The sequence below is a fragment of the Streptosporangium sp. G11 genome (assembly GCF_051192615.1).
In the GTDB taxonomy this organism is placed as follows: Bacteria; Actinomycetota; Actinomycetes; order Streptosporangiales; family Streptosporangiaceae; genus Streptosporangium.
Map to the genome: position 1 here is coordinate 11,896 of NZ_JBPJUQ010000007.1, position 16,490 is coordinate 28,385.

Below are 16,490 nucleotides of genomic sequence, written 5' to 3' on the forward strand. Positions count from 1 at the left end.
CTCAGGAGCCGGGGACGGCTGACCGTCGATCTCTCCCGGCCAGAGGTCGACACGCACTGGACGGGCAGCGGGAGCGCACACGAAGAACGCGGGCTCAAGCATCGTGGTCGTGACGACGTGCGCCCGGTCCCGATCCCACCGAACTCGTCAAGATCCCGCGGCAACACATCGACGAGTACGGGACCGGGGAAGACGGGCGTCTGTTCCGTAGCGAGCGCGGCGGAGTGATCGGCTCGACGGCCTGCACCGAGGTCGGGCAAAAAGCTCGGCATTGTCATGTTCTTCACGGCGGCCGGGTTCGGCTGGTTGATCACCGGGTCGAGCTCGAATGAGCTCGGCCCGGTGATAGTTCGTGGTGGTGCCCGGCGACGACATCCACAGGTCGGCGAGATCATGCCGACAAGACTGCGAACCTTCTAGTGCGACGTTCCCCATCGGAGGCGTAGATCCCCGCCGGCCCGGGAGGAAAGGGCAGGCCCCGACAGCCTCGGGTTCTCCACCTTGTATTCGCTACCTTTGTCGAGGAACGCAGCGCTAGCCGTGATCCGCGTGTAGGCCCAGAACATCGTCGTGATCGCTGCAGGGGAGCTCGGCGAGCAAGCCGTTGGCGCGCGCTGCGAAGAGGTGGGCTCCGCGCTCCTGCGCGAGGATGAGCGCTCGGTGGGCGGTGCGGACGGCTGACGGGAGGTCGCCGCCGGCGCGGAGTGCCTTCGCGCGGATGAGGAGGACCAAGCCCTCCGCATACCGTTCGCCGTAGGTGTCGATGAACATCTCGGCCTTGTCCAACGCGGTCACGGCGGCGGGAACACCGTCGGCATACAGCTGGATCTCGGCGAGGAGCGCGTACCAGGTGGCCAGGTTCGATCGAGGTGGGTCGACCAGTTTGGCCTCGATGATGCGCTCCATCTCCATGGCCGACGTGACCGGGTCACCGCCGGACATGGCTTTCGCCCAGTGCCTCGCGAGGCGCGGGTAGCTGCCGGAGAACGTGAAGGAGAAGTCCGGGTCAGCGTTGATCGCCGTCTCGGCCGCCCCCAGCGCCCAGGCGGAGTCTCCCGCAGCGGCAGCCGCCGTGACGGCGAACGAACCCCAGATGCTGATGGCATAGGGGTCGTCGCCAGCCTCGAACTCCACCACGTCGAAAAGGTGGCGCGCGGCGACCAAATCGCCGTGCAGCGCGGTGTTCAGCGCTAGCATGACCGGCGTCATCATCTGCAGTCGGTGTCGCAGCGGCTCGGCGTCTTGCTGGGCACGGATGAGCGAATCGGACCGGCTCAGGTTCCGGTAAGCCTCACCGATGTTGCCGGAACTCCACTGGTGGACTCCCCATGCGTGATGGCCGGAAGCCTGGACGACAGGGTCCGAGGAGCGCTTACCGTGATCCAGCAGCCGGCGCGCGAGGCGCCCAGCAGCGTCGAGCTGGATGCCCTGGGCGTGAGCCAGGAACCGGGAGAAGAGGAAGCCGGTGGCCTCCTGTTCTTGGCCGAGTGACCGCGCGACCTCCTCGGCGCGGTCCAGATGGTCCATGGTGGCTCCGACGAAGCCGGCGTGGATACCCGCGACGGCAGTCAGCTCAGTGAGCGCGGTCAGCTCAAGGCCGAGGAGTCCGGCGCTGCGCGCGATTTGGGCCGCGGTGTCGAGGTGCTTCTCCGCAGTCTCGTAAGCAGATCGTCTTGCCGCAATGCGGGCCGCGACAATGAGTGCTTGCGCCGTCTGCTCCGGCTCGGCGAGCGGGCCCGCCGAGCACAGGTGGTGGGCGAGTGCCTCACCATGACGCTCGGCCGGTTCCTGGGTCCGCGCGAGCGCGGCCGCGATGTGCAGGTGGAAGTGGCTTGCATCTGATCGGGACGTCGAGCGGGCCACTGACTCGCGGACGAGATCGTGCACGAACCGCCAGTCACCCAGGGAGCCGGAGGTCACCTCGACCAGGCCGAGCGCTTCAAGGGTATCCAGGCGAGTGAGACACTGCGACGGGTCGAGGTCGGATGCGCTCGCCAACAGGCGGGCGTCGATGTCGCGGCCCATCAGGGCCGCGATTTCGATGAGGCGACGGTCCCCGCCGTCGAGCTTGCTCATCCGGTCACGGACGATGTCGCGTACCGTCGACGGGACGGCGGCTTGGGCTGCCGCTTGGTCAGACAGGTGGTCCTCCTCGGCCAGGAATCTCGCGAGCTCGCGCACGAACAGGGGGTTGCCTTCGGTGCGGGCCTGTATGCTCCGCGCGACGCCGGGACTCGGAGACTGCCCGGTCTCTTGGTGGACCAACTCGGCGACATCGGATGGGCCGAGGGGACCAAGAGCGATGCGTCGGTGGCGGTCCTGGCGCGCGACCGCCGCCAACATGCGCCGCAGGTGTTGGCTGGGCGTCGGTGCATGGCCGCGTAAGGTGCCCATCAGCACGATCCTGTCCGGGAGCGATTCGGCTAGGTGTGCGAACAGCTGAAGCGAGGCCTGGTCTGCCCAGTGAAGGTCATCCACGACAACGACCAAGGGCTGGCGTGCAGCGGCTGCGCTGAACAGTGCGACGACGTTGCTGTACAGACGGAATTGCGCTCCGGCATCTGGCCGCGCCAGGACTTCGGCATCGCGTGCGGGGTGCTGCAGCAGGTCGCCGAGTTCGGCGGTCCAACGTGCCCGGTCGTCCTCCGGCAGTGCCGCAATCAGGGCCTCGACAATCTGGACCCAAGGCCACATCGACGGGGCGCCTTCGCCGTCGTGGCATCGACCCCAGAGGGTGAAGGCACCGTTCGCGGCGGCCTCGTCGGTGACTTCGGCAAGCAACCGGCTCTTGCCCACTCCTGGTGGACCCTCGACGAGTACGATCTGCGCTCGGGCGAAGGTGGCCGAGTCGACGACACGGCGGAGGAGGGCAAGTTCCTCTTGTCGACCCACAAGACGATCGGACCGGCTGCCGGAAGGTTTTCGCGCTCCGCTCGTGGAGTGCGCTACTTCCGGATGAAGGCCGGTGACGCGTGGTGTGAAGACAGCCTCGGCTTGTTGGAGAACGTGCCGGTGCGCCTCGCGGAGCACTGGACCGGGATCGATGCCCAGATCGTCGGCCAGCCGTGCTCGCACCGTGTCGAACACCGACAGGGCCTCCGCCTGCTGTCCCAACGCTGCCAGCGTGGTCATGAGCGTCGCCTGAATGGTCTCGTCGATGGGTGCGATCCACGCGGCGAGGCGCAGCGATTGCAAGATGCGTTTGGCATGACCGCGCGGCACGGTGGCGTGAGCGGCCTCGACGCAGGCGTCGAGCAGCTCACGGTTGACCGAGGCGAACAGCGGGCTGGCGGCGGTGCTGAGGGCCAGCCCGTCGCCCGCCGACCCTCGCCACCGCGATAGCGCCTCTTCGTAAGCGTCGGCTGCATCCTCGAACCGGTGACCGTTCCGTGCGGTGCGGGCGAGGCCGAGGAGCCGGCGGAATTCAGCCAGGTCGAGTGCCACGCGGCTGTCGTCGAACTGGTAGCCGCCGCTGCGGCGGTGCAGGTAGGAGCCGGGCGCCCGCGCGGGCAGGTCCGGTTCGAGCAGCCGTCGCAACGTCCCGACATATTTTTGTACGATGTTCATCGCCGACGTCGGCATGTTGTCGTCCCAGACGAGGTCGAGAAGCTCAGAAGAGCTGACCGGTCGACCCGCACGCATCAGCAACAGGGCCAGCAGGTAGGTCTGCTGCCGAGGTCCGGTATCGATCTCGACGCCGTCACGCCACACCCGTAGGGGACCGAGGACCTGGACGGTCAGCGAAGCGGCGCCATCTCCCTGACGGGCCACGGGGGTGGCAGCAGCGGGTACGACGAGCGTCGGTTCGGTTCCGACGCTTCGTCGAGAGGGGGAGGCGTCGGCCATCGAGCCCTTCCTCGGACTGGGTGGATGTTGAGGAAAGGCTACGCGCTGGCCTCGGCCATTCAACTTTGCCGGCTAGTGGGACTTGGTTACCTCGGGTAGGAGACGGTATTACCTGCTTTGGGGGTGAGGGAGGACGACCCCCAGGAACTCGATGCCGTGCGGGCGCGACTGGAGATGTTCGCCGCTGAGGTGTTCTCCTGTTTCGCCCGTGTCGATCAGCGGCGATGGGGCGAGCGGTGTGTGCGCGGTCTGCTGGCCGACGGGGCGCGTAAATCGATGGAGCCGATGGCGGCCCGGCTGGGCGTGGACCGCCAAGGGCTGCAGCGGTTCCTCACCGATGCCCCCTGGTCGCACCAGCTGATGCCGGCCGAGCCGGCCTGGCGGATGGACGCGGCGATCGACCCGGCCGCCTGGGTGATCGATTACCGCGCTGCTGGGCGTCGAGGCCTGCCGGACCGTCGCGACCTATCGGGGGACCAGGTGGCGGACGCGCTGGAGCGCACGGCCTCGGACGACGATCCGGTGGCCGAGCGCCTCGCCCATCATCTGTGGGCCGCCGGTCCGCCGGCCGATCCGGACCACAGGATGGACGCGCTGGTACGCGCGGGCCGTTGCGCGGGTAACAAGTCCACACACGAGGCCGCTTCCCGGCGTCTGCGGTCGGCCGCCGCGCAGGTGGCGCGCACGGCGGGTCTGGCGGAGCCGACACTGTCCGCCCTGACGCTGCTCACCGCGCTGGACGGGATGCGGGCGGGCCACGTCGGCTCGGCGCTGCCCGATCCGCCTTCAGGCCTGGCCGTCTGGTACGGGCCGCTCGGCGGGACGTGGCCGGCGGCCGGGAACCTGGACGAGGCCGCCGAGGTCTTCGACCAGGCCAACCCGTTCCTCGACATATACGGCCGGCGTTACGCCGAGGGGCTGCTGCTCCTGCTGCGGGCGCGCCTTCCGCCGCCGTCCGAGCCGCCACCGAACGGGCTCGAACGTTGTCCGTCGAACGCGAGGCACATCTGTTCGCCCTCCGCGCCGAGCGACCGCTCGACGACCTGACCGCTCAGTAGGCGCCAGGGGCCACGCTGGGACGACAAGTAGACCAGCGCGGGCGGGAGGCCGGCCCACACCGTCCGACTGATGGCGACCTCCTTGAAGCGCGACCGCAAGGATCGCGGCAGCGCGGGCGGGTGGGGCCCACCGGGCGCGCACGTACGCGAACGTGGTGAACACGCCGTGCGGCGGCAGGACGGCGACCACCGCGGCCAACACGTCACGCTGCTGGTTCTCGGTGAACGCCGCCCACGGAAGGCCGCTGACCACGACATCGGTCTGGCTGAGCCCACGCTGCGCCAGCACCGCGGCGAGGTCGGCCGCGTCCGTGTTCACGATGTCGACCGCCGGATGGAGTGCGGCCGGCTGCTGCGCGAACCGTGGATTGATCCCGACGGCGATGTGCTGGCCGCGTCCCGCCAGGCGCCGCTGAATGGCGTCGGTGAAGGCGCCGGTGCCGGTGCCGAGTTCCACCACGACCGGAGAGCCGGTCCGGGGCACCGCCGCCACCCTGGCCGGCGCCGGGCCGCTCGGCGCCACCGCGCCGACCGTCGTAGGGGCGCGCACGAACTTGAGGAGGAACGACGCGGCTCTCACTGACCGGTTTTCGATGTGGGCGGCGAGTAGACACCCCAGAAATGGAAGGCCAGTCCGATGCCCCAGAAGACTATCGACCACATAGGCCAGAAGAAGTGTTCCGGGTCGTAGACCCGCCACACCACGACCTGAGCCAGATTGGCCAGAACATAAAAGAGCAGGTGAATCCGTAGGCCCCACCTTCGGGTGCTTTCGCTTTTTGCCGGTCTCATGCCCGAAAGCTACGTCGGCGTACTTGACGACGACTGAGTCGCTCGTTCAGTGATCGTCAACTGTCCGGGTTCTACATTGATCTGCAATCGAGGTGCGAACACCACACGTTGAAAGGTCCATATCATGACGACGACTCGTAGAGCGATGCTGGCCGGATCCGCCGCGGTCGCGACCAGTGCCCTGCTGGGAACGTCCCAGGCCCAGGCGCATCCCCGACCGGGGGCCAGGCCCAAGCCCACGGTGGTCCTTGTGCACGGCGCGTTCGCCGACGCCTCCGGCTGGAACGACGTCGCCGCCCGGCTCGTCCGCGACGGCTATCCGGTCATCGCCCCGGCGAACCCGCTGCGCGGCGTGGCCTTTGACTCCGCCTACCTGGCGAGCATCCTCGCCACACTCAACGGTCCGATCGTCTTGGCCGCGCATTCCTACGGCGGAATCGTCGTCACGAACGCCGCGGTCGGCAACCCGAGTGTGAAAGCGCTGGTCTACGTGGCCGCGTTCGCCCCCGACGAGGGTGAGTCGCTGCTGGAACTACAAACCAGGTTTCCGGGAAGCAAGCTCAACGAAACAGCGCTGGACTTCCGCCCCTACGGTGAGGGCCTCGTCGACGGATACATCAAGAAAGCGTTCTTCCACGACGTCTTCGCCGGCGACGTGCCGAAGTCGGCCACCGACTTGATGCAGGCAGGTCAGCGGCCCGCCGACACGCGCACGCTGGGAGAGCCGTCCGGCACCCCGGCCTGGAAGACCATTCCCTCCTACTACCTCGTAGCCAGAAATGACAATGTGCTTCCGGCCGAGGCACAGCGGTTCATGGCGCAGCGGGCCGGGTCACAGGCCCGCGAGGTCGCTGCCTCCCATGTCGCGATGATCTCGCAGCCCACCGTGACGGCCGACCTCATCAAACGTGCCGCGCGCTGACGCCTCGGAGAAGGCGTCGATGCATACTCACGCGTATGAAAGCCAGTGCGCCGCCGAGGAGAAACGGCACACCTCCGCCGAGTCGCCCGTCGGCAACCCGAAGCTGACTCTGTTCGCGCTGGCGCTGGGCACTTTCGCGATCGGCACCGGCGAGTTCGGCAGCAACGGCATCATCCAGCTCTTCGCCGCTGATCTGGGCGTGTCGGTCCCGGTCGCCACGCACGCGATCACCGCCTATGCCTTCGGGGTGGTGATCGGCTCTCCGGTGATCACCCTGCTCGCCGCCCGGGTCAACCGGCGTACGCTGCTGCTCGGCCTGGTCGTGCTCTTCCTGGTGGGCAACGTGCTGTCCGCTCTGGCGCCGAACATCGCGGCGCTCGTCGTCTTCCGATTCGTCGCCGGCAGTGTGCAAGGCGCGTTCTTCGGCGCCGGGGCCGTCGTCGCCGCGTATGTGTACGGGCCGGGCAAGGGCGGCAAGGCGTTCGCCAACGTGATGGGAGGACTTACCGTTGCCACCATCGCCGGGTCGCCGCTCGGTACCTTCGTCGGCCAGCACGCCGGATGGCGCGCCATGTACTGGACCGTGGTCGCCGTCGGCCTGCTGGCCGGCGCCGCGCTGATGGCCTGGTTGCCCCGTACCGACGACCTGCACGGCAGTCCCGTCAGGAACGAGCTGAACGGCCTGCGCCGGCTCAACGTCTGGCTGATGGTCACCGTCGCGGCGCTCGGCATCTCCAGCATCTTCGCCGTCTACACGTTCATCGGCCTCTTCGTCACCGACGCGGCGCTGCGGGACGCCGCGCTCATCCCGATCGCACTCGCCGTCTTCGGCCTCGGCATGGCCGTCGGCAACCATCTCGGGGGACGCGTCGCCGACCGATACGAGCACCGTGGTCTGATCTGGGGCTACGGCGGCGTCCTTGCGCTCCTGGTGGTGATCGGCGTGGCCGGCGGCGACCTGCTGATCCTGCTGCCCTGCCTGTTCGGCGTCGGCGCGACCATGATGCTCGCGATCCCCACCATCCAGGTCAGGCTGACCGGCTTCGCGCCGGATGCCCCGACCCTGATGGGCGCGCTCAACCTGGCCGCCCTCAACCTCGCCAACTCTCTCGGCGCGATCGGCGGCGCGATCACCCTCGAAGCAGGCTGGGGAACCCTGTCCACCGTCTGGGCCGGCTTCGTCCTCACCTCGGCCGGTCTGCTCCTGTACGTGCTGACCATCACTCGGAAGAAGCGGGCACCCGATGTCGCACGGTGACCGTGCGGCGCAGCGCGGGCCGGTGCTGAACGACGAGCAGTTCCGCCGGCTCGCCGGCTACGGGGAGGAGGAGCCCGCCGAACTCGGCCTGGACCTGTACGCCTCCGGTGACGACTCCTACGACTTCTTCCTTCTCCTGACGGCGGAAGTGGACATCGTCAGGACCGCGACGGCGATCGAGCCCGAACAGGTGATCTATCAGGGCGTCCCCGGCGACTTCCTCGGCGAGCTCAACCTGCTGACCGGTCAGCACGTCTACCTGACCGCTCGGGTGGTGTCCGCCGGGACGGTCGTGCGAATCGGGGCCGAGCGGTTGCGCCAGGCCCTCGCCGAACAGGACGACATCGCCGGGGTGCTGCTCGCGGCGTTCCGTGAACGACGCGATGTCATCCGCTCGGCCGCCGGCGGCGCCCTGGAGATCATCGGTCAGCCGGACACCGCGGAGACCCTGGAACTGCGTACCTACGTGGAGCAGATGCTCCTGCCGCACACCTGGCGCAGCGCGACCACACCCACCGGGCGCGCGCTGATGACGTCGGCGGGCCTGTCAGCGGACGACCTTCCGGCCGCGGTGAGCCACGGCTCGGTGGTGCGGCGGGCGACGCCCGGGACGGTCGCGCGGGCGCTCGGCCTCACCTACCGGGCCGACGGACGTCCGGTCGACCTCGTCGTCGTCGGCGCCGGTCCGGCGGGCTTGGCCGCTGCCGTGTACGGGGCGTCCGAGGGGCTCGTCACCGTCCTCCTGGACCGAAGCGGGCTCGGTGGACAGGCCGCCAAGAGCGCCCGCATCGAGAACTACCTGGGCTTCCCCGACGGGGTCAGCGGCGTGGACCTGACCCGCCTGGCCATGGTCCAGGCACTCAAGTTCGGCGTACGGATTCACTCGCCGTGCGCGGTGACGGGTCTCGATCTCTCCGACGATCGACGACCGGCCGTCGTGCTGGAGGACGGGGTACGCATCCGATCCCGCGCGGTGATCGCCGCCACCGGGGCCCGATACCGGCGTCTCGACATCCCCCGATGGGCGGCGTTCGAGAAGTCCGGCTTCATCCGGTACTCGGCCACCGAGTCGGACGTCCGAGGCTACGAACGTCAGCCGGTGACCGTGGTCGGGGGCGCCAACTCGGCGGGACAGGCGGCCCTGTCCCTCGCCGCCCGGGGCGCGACGGTGGATCTGGTCATCCGCGGCCACGACCTCGGAGCCCGCATGTCGTCCTACCTGACCAACCGAATCCGTGCCCATTCCCAAATTCGGATCCACACCGGCAGCACGGTCCGCGAACTGGCCGGCGACGGCATCCTCACATCGATCATGGTCGAGCGGCCGGGCGAGCGGCCGGAACGGCTGGCCAGCCACGGGCTTTTCTGCTTCGTCGGCGCCGATCCGGTGTCGGACTGGCTGACCGGCGTGGCCAAGGCAGACGACGGCTTCGTCCTCACCGATGTCCAGCTGCCCGCCGGATCGGCCGGTCCGCTGCTGCCGTTCCAGACGAGCGCACCCCGGGTGTTCGCGGTCGGCGACATCCGTTCGGGCTCGACGAAACGCGTTGCCAGGGCCGTCGGTGACGGCGCGAGCGCGGTCTCGTCCATCCACGCGGCGCTCGCCGAAGACTGATGTGTCTATGGGTCGCCATTAAACCGTCGGACCCCACCCCGAGTACGGCAGCGGCGACCGGTGGCAGGTGCGCCGGCGCGACGGGTCCGGAAGCCAACGCAAGAGGAACTCCGCCCCCTGCCGGAGAGCCTTGCCCTGCGGCTCTCCGATCACCAACCGGCCTTCCCGCCGGTCGGGATCACGTTGCCCTGGAGGATGCCGGAAGGACCGCCGCACCCGGCAGAGCTGATCTTCACGACCAAGCTGCACAGCCTGGTCAACCGGACCGAGTTCAGCCGCTTCGTCTGAAAGCCGACCCTGATCAAGGCGGGCATCCCGACAACCCGCGAGAACGGCTTCCACATGCTCCGCCACCACTTCGCCTCGGTGCTCCTGGAGCGGGCGTGTCCATCAAGGCCGTGGCCGACTTCCTCGGGCACGCCGACCCCGGGTTCACCCTGCGGACCCACACGTACCTGATGCCCTCCACCGAGGACCGCATGAGGCAGGTCATCGAAGACGCGTGGACGACGGGCCGAAGTGCCCCGGATGTGCCCTGAGAGTCCCGCCCGACGAGATCACCGCGGGTCGGAAGCCTTGCAGCTAGAACATCGAGATGTGGACGTGGTCGATGTGGTTGGCGGTGTTGCCGCCTCGGTTGGACATCATTTTCCATCCGGCGCCGGTGCGGACGTCGTAGTACTTCTGCTGCCAGATGATGTACATGACCCCGAGGCGGTTGCCGTTGTCGATGGCCCACTGGGCGAGGCGGTTGCCGCGGTCCATGGCGTCCTCCGTGGGGACGCTGCCGCCGGTGCTCATCATGAAGTCGCAGGCCCGGCCGCTGCCGTGGTCGCCGGGGTCACCGGGGCGCAGGCAGCCGTAGCCGTACGGCATGGGGAAGTTCTGCAGCACGAGGTTGCGCATGCTGATCGTTCTAGGGGTCAGGCCGCCGCTGCCCGAAGGGGTCTGGAAGCCGTACTTGGCCAGGAGCTTCTCGATCCTGACCCGTTGCCGCTTGAGGTCGACGATGTCCTTCTTGAGCTTGACGATCTTCGCGTCGGCGGACTTCTCCGCGGCCTTGGCCTTCTTGATGAGGTCCTTGACCCGGTTGAGCTGGGTGGCGCGGCGGCTGGCCAGGTAGGACATGGTGGCGGCCTGGCCGAGGGCCAGGTTGGCGTTGCCCTGGAAGCTCAGCAGGTTGCCGTCGTCGAGGGCGCCGCCCATGTAGGCGGTCTGGGCGAAGCGCACGACGTCGGTCTCGGCGTTGGCCAGGGCGCGCCTGAGGCTCTTGGCATTGGTCGTGGCCTTGCTGGCCTGAACCCGGGTCTCCTCCAGGCTCTGCACCTGGCCGCGGTAGCTCTTGTTGAGCGCGGCGGCCTCCTGGGTCAGCTTCTTGAGCTCGGCCTCGGGGTTGGGCTTGGCCGTCCGGAGGGGAGTGGCCCCGGCGACGGCCGGTGACAGGAGTAGCACGGTGAGTACGGCAGCCAATGCGGCTGCGCGAGTCGGCCTCACGCTTCGCTCACCTCCGGAGCCCCCTCATAGACGGAGCGAAACTATAGAAGGCGATCTTGGAGCTCGCCACCGGAACGGAGGAACTCGCGCACCATTGATGACCTATCTACCTCTTTAGGGTGATTTAAACAGGTACTGCGAGACATGTCACCCTGGCCACTCGGGCAAATCCTCGCACAGGAAGCACCCCTCCCCTCACGGGACGAAGACCTCCCCACCCGGGGAACGCCCCAGGGAACAATCCAGGGAGCAATCCGGGGAACCAGAGGCCCCCGCGCACGGAAAGAAGACCGATCCACCCCAGGGGCGGAGACCTCTCCCGGAGCCCCCTCCCGCGGGACGAAGACGTCTCTTCCCGGGCGACGAGGACATGCAACAAAGCCATGCGGTGAAGCCGCCGACGAAGACATGTGACGAAGACGCCGACCGCCCTTGTCATCAGCGACAGAACATGATTCGGTCTCAAGCAGCGGTGGGGCGCGTGGCGCCCTTCCCAGCGGATGGAAACGGATGAAACCGTCCGAGAATCGCGACTCTGGCCCGCCCACCAGGAGGCAATACATCATGCGCCAGCACGACACGCTCTTCATCGGAGGCGACTGGGTGGCCCCCGCCGGGACCGGCATCATCGACGTCGTCTCTCCTCACACCGAGGAGGTCGTCGGCCGGGTCCCCGACGGCACCCCCGCCGACATGGACCGGGCGGTGGCCGCCGCCCGCCAGGCGTTCGACCACGGCCCGTGGCCCCGGATGACGATGGCCGAGCGCGCGGCCGTCGTCGGCAGGCTCGCCGAGATCTACGCGGCCCGCCAGGGCGAGATGGCCGAACTCATCACCCTGGAGATGGGCTCCCCGATCACCTTCTCCCAGCTGGCACAGGCCCCGCAGCCGCTCGGCATGCTCCAGTACTACGCCGAGCTGGGCAAGACCTTCCCCGTCGAGGAGGAGCGTCCCGGCACGTTCGGCACCGTGACCGTCCGCCGCGAGCCGGTGGGCGTGGTGGCCGCCGTGGTCCCGTGGAACGTCCCGCAGTTCGTCATCATGATCAAGCTGGCCCCCGCCCTCGTCGCGGGATGCACGATCGTGGTCAAGCCCGCGCCCGAGACCCCGCTCGACTCCTACCTGCTGGCCGAGATGGTCAAGGAGGCGGGCATCCCCGACGGCGTCGTCAACATCGTCACCGCCGGACGCGAGACGAGCGAGTACCTGATCTCCCACCCGGACGTGGACAAGGTCGCCTTCACCGGTTCCACCGCCGCCGGGCGGCGCATCGCGGCGATCTGCGGTGAGCAGCTCAAGCGGTGCACCCTGGAGCTGGGCGGCAAGTCCGCCGCGATCATCCTGGACGACTGCGACCTGCCCTCCGCGATGGGCTTCCTGTCGATCGCCTCGCTGATGAACAACGGCCAGGCCTGCGTCGCCCAGACCCGCATCCTCGCCTCACGCAACCGCTACGACGAGGTCGTGGACGCGGTCTCGGCGATGGTACGGGGCATGCCGGTCGGAGACCCGTCCGACCCGGCGACCGGCATCGGCCCGATGGTCGCCAAGCGGCAGCAGGAGCGGGTCGAGAGCTACATCAAGATCGGCATCGACGAGGGCGCCAAGCCGGTCGTCGGCGGCCTGGAGCGCCCCCACGACCGCGGCTGGTACGTGGCCCCGACCGTCTTCGCGGGGGCCACCAACGAGATGCGCATCGCCCGCGAGGAGATCTTCGGGCCGGTCCTGGCGGTGATCCCGTACGAGGACGAGAAGGACGCGATCCGGATCGCCAACGACAGTGACTACGGCCTGGCCGGGACGGTCTGGACCGCCGACACCGAACACGGCATGGAGGTCGCCCGCCAGGTGCGCACCGGCACCTACGGCATCAACCTTTTCATGATCGAAAACAGCTCGCCCTTCGGCGGTTTCAAGGGCAGCGGCCTCGGCCGCGAGCTGGGCCCGGAGGGACTGTCGGCCTACCTGGAGTACAAGTCGATCGCCCGCCTGGGCTGAGAGCGGCCGGATGGACCGCCCAGCGCACCCCCGCGACGCTGGGCGACCATCCGACCACAAGAAGTATGTCCCACGACGATCGCCGAGCGATGATTCGGGTCCCGCGGACTTCTCCCGGCGGATTTCATCCATCCACTGCTTGGTAGACGTGTTCTATCCGCGATTGGTTCTGGAAACGGCCATAAGAGTTTGCCGGGCGATCTCGAACTCCTCGTCCGTGGGGATCACCGCGATCTTCACGGCCCCGGCGTCGGCGGAGATGAGCGTGTCGCCCCGCGCGTTGCGCACCGGGTCGACGACGATGCCGAGCGCCCCGAGACCGGCCAGCGCCCTCCCCCTGACCAGGTCGGAGTTCTCCCCGACACCGCCGGTGAAGGCGATGACGTCGACCGTGCCGAGAACGGCGTAGAAGGCGCCGACGTACTTGCGGAGCCGGTGGCAGTAGACCGACATGGCCAGCTCGGCGTCCGGGTCGCCCTCGGCCACCCGCTCCGTCACCGCGCGCATGTCGTTGTCGCCGCAGAGGCCGAGCATGCCGCTGCGCCGGTTGAGCAGCGTGTCGATCTCGTCGAGGGACATGCCTCCCGTGCGCGCCAGGTAGAGGACCACCGCCGGGTCCAGGTCGCCGCTGCGGGTCCCCATGACGAGGCCCTCAAGCGGGGTCATGCCCATGGAGGTGTCCACGCACCGCCCGGCGGACACCGCCGAGGCGCTGGCGCCGTTGCCGAGGTGCAGGACGATCACGTTGGCCCCGGGCCCGCCCGCGAGGAGGGCGGCCTGGCGGGAGACGTACGCGTGCGAGGTCCCGTGGAAGCCGTAGCGCCGCACGCCCAGCCGCTCGGCCACCTCGCGGTCGATCGCGTACGTCGAGGCGGCCGGGGGGATCGTGGCGTGGAAGGCGGTGTCGAAGACGGCGACCTGCGGCAGGTCGGGGCGCAGCCTTCTGGCGACCTCGATGCCCGCCAGGTTGGCGGGGTTGTGCAGGGGCGCGAGCGGGATGAGCTCCTCGATCCCCCTGACCACCTCGTCGGTGATCAACGTGGGCCGGGTGAAGGCCGTGCCCCCGTGCACCACCCGGTGCCCGATCGCGGTCAGCTCCGGGGAGTCGAGTCCCAGGCCGTCGGCGGCCAGCCGGTCGGCGACGACCTTCAGTGCCGCCCGATGGTCGGGTACCGGGGAGCCGGGCTCGCCGATGCGCTCCACCATCCCCGAGGACAGCCGCTCGGCGCCGGACAGGAGCCGGTACTTCAGCGAGGAGGACCCGGAGTTGAGGACCAGCACCCGGCCGGGAAGTTCCCCCCGGCCCGGCTCCCCCTCCCGGGCCTCGCCGGCCCTCCGGTCCGGGTCGACCTCTCGGTCCTCGCCGACGCTCCGGTCCGGGCCGCCATCCCGGGCCGTACCGGCTCTCCGATCCGGGTCGCCGTCCCGGCCGGAGGTCCCGGTCGTCCGCGCGACTCGCTCGCTCATGGGGTGACCTCCTGCGCCTGTACGGCGGTGATGGCGACGGTACTCACGATGTCGGTGACCAGGGCCCCGCGCGACAGGTCGTTGACCGGCTTGCGCAGCCCCTGCAGGACCGGCCCGACCGCGACGGCACCGGCCGAGCGCTGCACGGCCTTGTAGGTGTTGTTGCCGGTGTTCAGGTCCGGGAAGATCAGCACGGTCGCCCGGCCGGCGACCCGCGACCCGGGCAGTTTGGCGGCCGCGACCCTGGCGTCCACCGCCGCGTCGTACTGGATGGGCCCCTCGACCAGCAGGTCGGGCGCCCGCTCGGCGACCAGGGCGGTGGCGGCGCGGACCTTGTCGACGTCGGCGCCGCTGCCCGACTCCCCGGTGGAGTAGGACAGCATCGCGATCCTCGGCTCGACGCCGAACCGCTTCGCCGTACGGGCCGAGGAGATCGCGATGTCGGCGAGCATCTCGGCGCCGGGGTCGGGGTTGATCGCGCAGTCGCCGTAGACGAGCACCCGGTCGGCCAGGCACATGAAGAACACCGAGGAGACGATCGAGGTGTCGGGGACCGTCTTGATGATCTGGAAGGCGGGCAGGATCGTGGCGGCCGTGGTGTGCGCGGCCCCGGAGACCATGCCGTGCACGAGGCCCCGGTGCAACATCATCGTGCCGAAGAAGTTGACGTCGGCGACCGCGTCCACGGCCAGCTCGGAGGTCATGCCCTTGTGCGCCCTCAGCGCGGCGTACTCCTCGGCGAACGACTCCCGCAGCGGCGAGGTCAGCGGGTCGACGACGGTCACGCCCGACAGGTCGAGGCCGAGGTCGCCGATCCGCCGCCGCACCACGTCCTCCCTGCCGAGGAGGGTGATGTCGACGATGCCGCGCCGCAGGAGGATCTCGGCCGCCCGCAGGATGCGGTCCTCCTCGCCCTCGGGCAGCACGATGTGCCGCCTGTCGGCCCGTGCCCGTTCCAGCAGGGTGTGCTCGAACATCATCGGGGTGACCCGCTCGGAGCGGGTCAGCTCGATCCGGTCGGCCAGACCGGCCGCGTCCACGTGGGTCTCGAAGTGGCCGAGGGCCGTCTCGATCTTGCGGGGGTTGTCGGCGGTGAGCCGCCCCTCCAGCCCGGCCAGGGTGGTCGCCACGGTGAAGCTGTCCTGCTCGGCCGCGAGCACCGGCACGCCGGGCGCCAGACGGGCTGTGAGCTCCCGTACGGCCTCGGTGGGCCTCTCCCCCACGGTGAGGACGACCCCGGCGGGCCTCGCCGTACCGGCCGCCTCAACGGCCAGCGAGACCAGCAGCAGGTCCGCGCGGTCGCCCGGCGTGATCACGAGCGCTCCGTCGGCGAGGTGCTCCAGGAACACCGGGAGCGTGGCCCCGCCGAACACGAACCCGAGCACGTCGCGGAGCAGGCCGTCCTCGCCCTGGATCAGTTCGGCGTCCACGGCCCGCATGACCTGCCCGACGGTCGGCGCCGACAGCGACGGATGCTCGGGCACGGCGTAGCAGGGCACCGGCAGGTCGCACTCGATGACCGTGCCCTCGGGCACCCGGTTGGCGATCACCGCGAGCACCGTGCAGCCCAGGTCGGAGAAGACCTGGTAGCCGGTACGCATCTCCGTCGCGATCTCCTCGGCGGCGTCGCCGTGCGCGCCCACCACCACGATCACCGGGGCGCCGAACTCGGCGGCCAGGCGGGCGTTGAAGGCCAGCTCGCGCGGCAGGTCGTCGGTGTCGAAGGAGCTGCCGAGCACCAGCAGGGCGTCGCACTCGCGCTCCAGGGTGTGGAAGCGGGCGACCAGGCGGCCGATGAGCTCCTCGGCGCCCCGCTCGGCGTAGATCTCCGCGGCGTCCTCGGCGGTCACCCCGACCGCCGAGGCGGCGGGGCGGTATCTGGTCTTGAGCAGCTCCAGGGTGCGGTCCTCCCCGCCCCCGGTGATCGGCCGGAACACCCCCGTGCGATCGACCCGCCCGGTCAGCAGCTCCATCAGGCCGAGCTCGACGATCTGCCTGCCGTCTCCCCGCCCAAGACCCGCAACATAGATGCTCCGCATG

11 protein-coding genes and 1 pseudogene are annotated in these 16,490 nt (G+C 69.3%); 6 read left to right on the forward strand and 6 right to left on the reverse strand.

Annotated features, from left to right (window positions below; genetic code table 11):
• Positions 1–534: 534 nt before the first annotated feature.
• The gene (locus tag ACSDR0_RS09535; protein WP_435288395.1) at positions 535–3,846 is read right to left on the reverse strand and encodes an AAA family ATPase; all 3,312 of its coding nucleotides are present in this window, start codon (positions 3,844–3,846) and stop codon (positions 535–537) included.
• Between the two features lie 174 nt (positions 3,847–4,020).
• On the opposite strand from ACSDR0_RS09535, the pseudogene ACSDR0_RS09540 reads away from it, so the two are divergent.
• Positions 4,021–4,269: pseudogene (locus tag ACSDR0_RS09540) on the forward strand (transposase); the annotation flags it as partial.
• Between the two features lie 363 nt (positions 4,270–4,632).
• On the opposite strand, the gene ACSDR0_RS09545 reads toward ACSDR0_RS09540, so the two are convergent.
• Positions 4,633–5,565, reverse strand: coding sequence for a class I SAM-dependent methyltransferase (locus tag ACSDR0_RS09545; protein WP_435288396.1), 933 nt, complete (start codon positions 5,563–5,565; stop codon positions 4,633–4,635).
• Positions 5,481–5,696: a 2TM domain-containing protein gene (locus ACSDR0_RS09550; protein ID WP_435288397.1), complete on the reverse strand. Its 216-nt coding sequence runs from the start codon at positions 5,694–5,696 to the stop codon at positions 5,481–5,483. Before ACSDR0_RS09550 ends, ACSDR0_RS09545 begins: the two co-directional genes overlap by 85 nt.
• A 124-nt stretch (positions 5,697–5,820) precedes the next feature.
• On the opposite strand from ACSDR0_RS09550, the gene ACSDR0_RS09555 reads away from it, so the two are divergent.
• The 4 genes from ACSDR0_RS09555 (at position 5,821) to ACSDR0_RS09570 (ending at position 10,030) form a co-directional block, all read left to right on the forward strand.
• Complete coding sequence (locus ACSDR0_RS09555; RefSeq protein WP_435288398.1) at positions 5,821–6,618, forward strand: alpha/beta fold hydrolase; 798 nt, start codon at positions 5,821–5,823, stop codon at positions 6,616–6,618.
• Positions 6,619–6,637: 19 nt separating this feature from the next.
• The gene (locus ACSDR0_RS09560; RefSeq protein WP_435288399.1) at positions 6,638–7,876 is read left to right on the forward strand and encodes an MFS transporter; all 1,239 of its coding nucleotides are present in this window, start codon (positions 6,638–6,640) and stop codon (positions 7,874–7,876) included.
• Positions 7,863–9,491 (forward strand): FAD-dependent oxidoreductase, encoded by a 1,629-nt coding sequence (locus ACSDR0_RS09565; RefSeq protein ID WP_435288400.1) that lies wholly within the window; start codon positions 7,863–7,865, stop codon positions 9,489–9,491. Before ACSDR0_RS09560 ends, ACSDR0_RS09565 begins: the two co-directional genes overlap by 14 nt.
• 383 nt (positions 9,492–9,874) lie before the next feature.
• Complete coding sequence (locus ACSDR0_RS09570; RefSeq protein WP_435288401.1) at positions 9,875–10,030, forward strand: hypothetical protein; 156 nt, start codon at positions 9,875–9,877, stop codon at positions 10,028–10,030.
• Between the two features lie 43 nt (positions 10,031–10,073).
• On the opposite strand, the gene ACSDR0_RS09575 is transcribed toward ACSDR0_RS09570, so the two are convergent.
• Positions 10,074–10,985, reverse strand: coding sequence for a coiled-coil domain-containing protein (locus ACSDR0_RS09575; protein WP_435288402.1), 912 nt, complete (start codon positions 10,983–10,985; stop codon positions 10,074–10,076).
• A 564-nt stretch (positions 10,986–11,549) separates the two neighbouring features.
• On the opposite strand from ACSDR0_RS09575, the gene ACSDR0_RS09580 reads away from it, so the two are divergent.
• Positions 11,550–12,983, forward strand: coding sequence for an aldehyde dehydrogenase (locus ACSDR0_RS09580; RefSeq protein ID WP_435288403.1), 1,434 nt, complete (start codon positions 11,550–11,552; stop codon positions 12,981–12,983).
• A 153-nt stretch (positions 12,984–13,136) separates the two neighbouring features.
• Here ACSDR0_RS09580 and ACSDR0_RS09585 read toward each other — a convergent pair whose 3' ends face one another.
• Together ACSDR0_RS09585 and pta are read right to left on the reverse strand one after the other, a co-directional pair.
• Positions 13,137–14,450, reverse strand: a complete 1,314-nt coding sequence (locus ACSDR0_RS09585; protein WP_435288404.1) for an acetate/propionate family kinase — start codon at positions 14,448–14,450, stop codon at positions 13,137–13,139.
• A complete protein-coding gene (pta, locus tag ACSDR0_RS09590) occupies positions 14,447–16,489 on the reverse strand; it encodes a phosphate acetyltransferase (RefSeq protein WP_435288405.1) in 2,043 nt (680 codons plus the stop codon). The genes ACSDR0_RS09585 and pta overlap by 4 nt, the downstream gene beginning before the upstream one ends.
• Position 16,490: the final 1 nt, after the last annotated feature.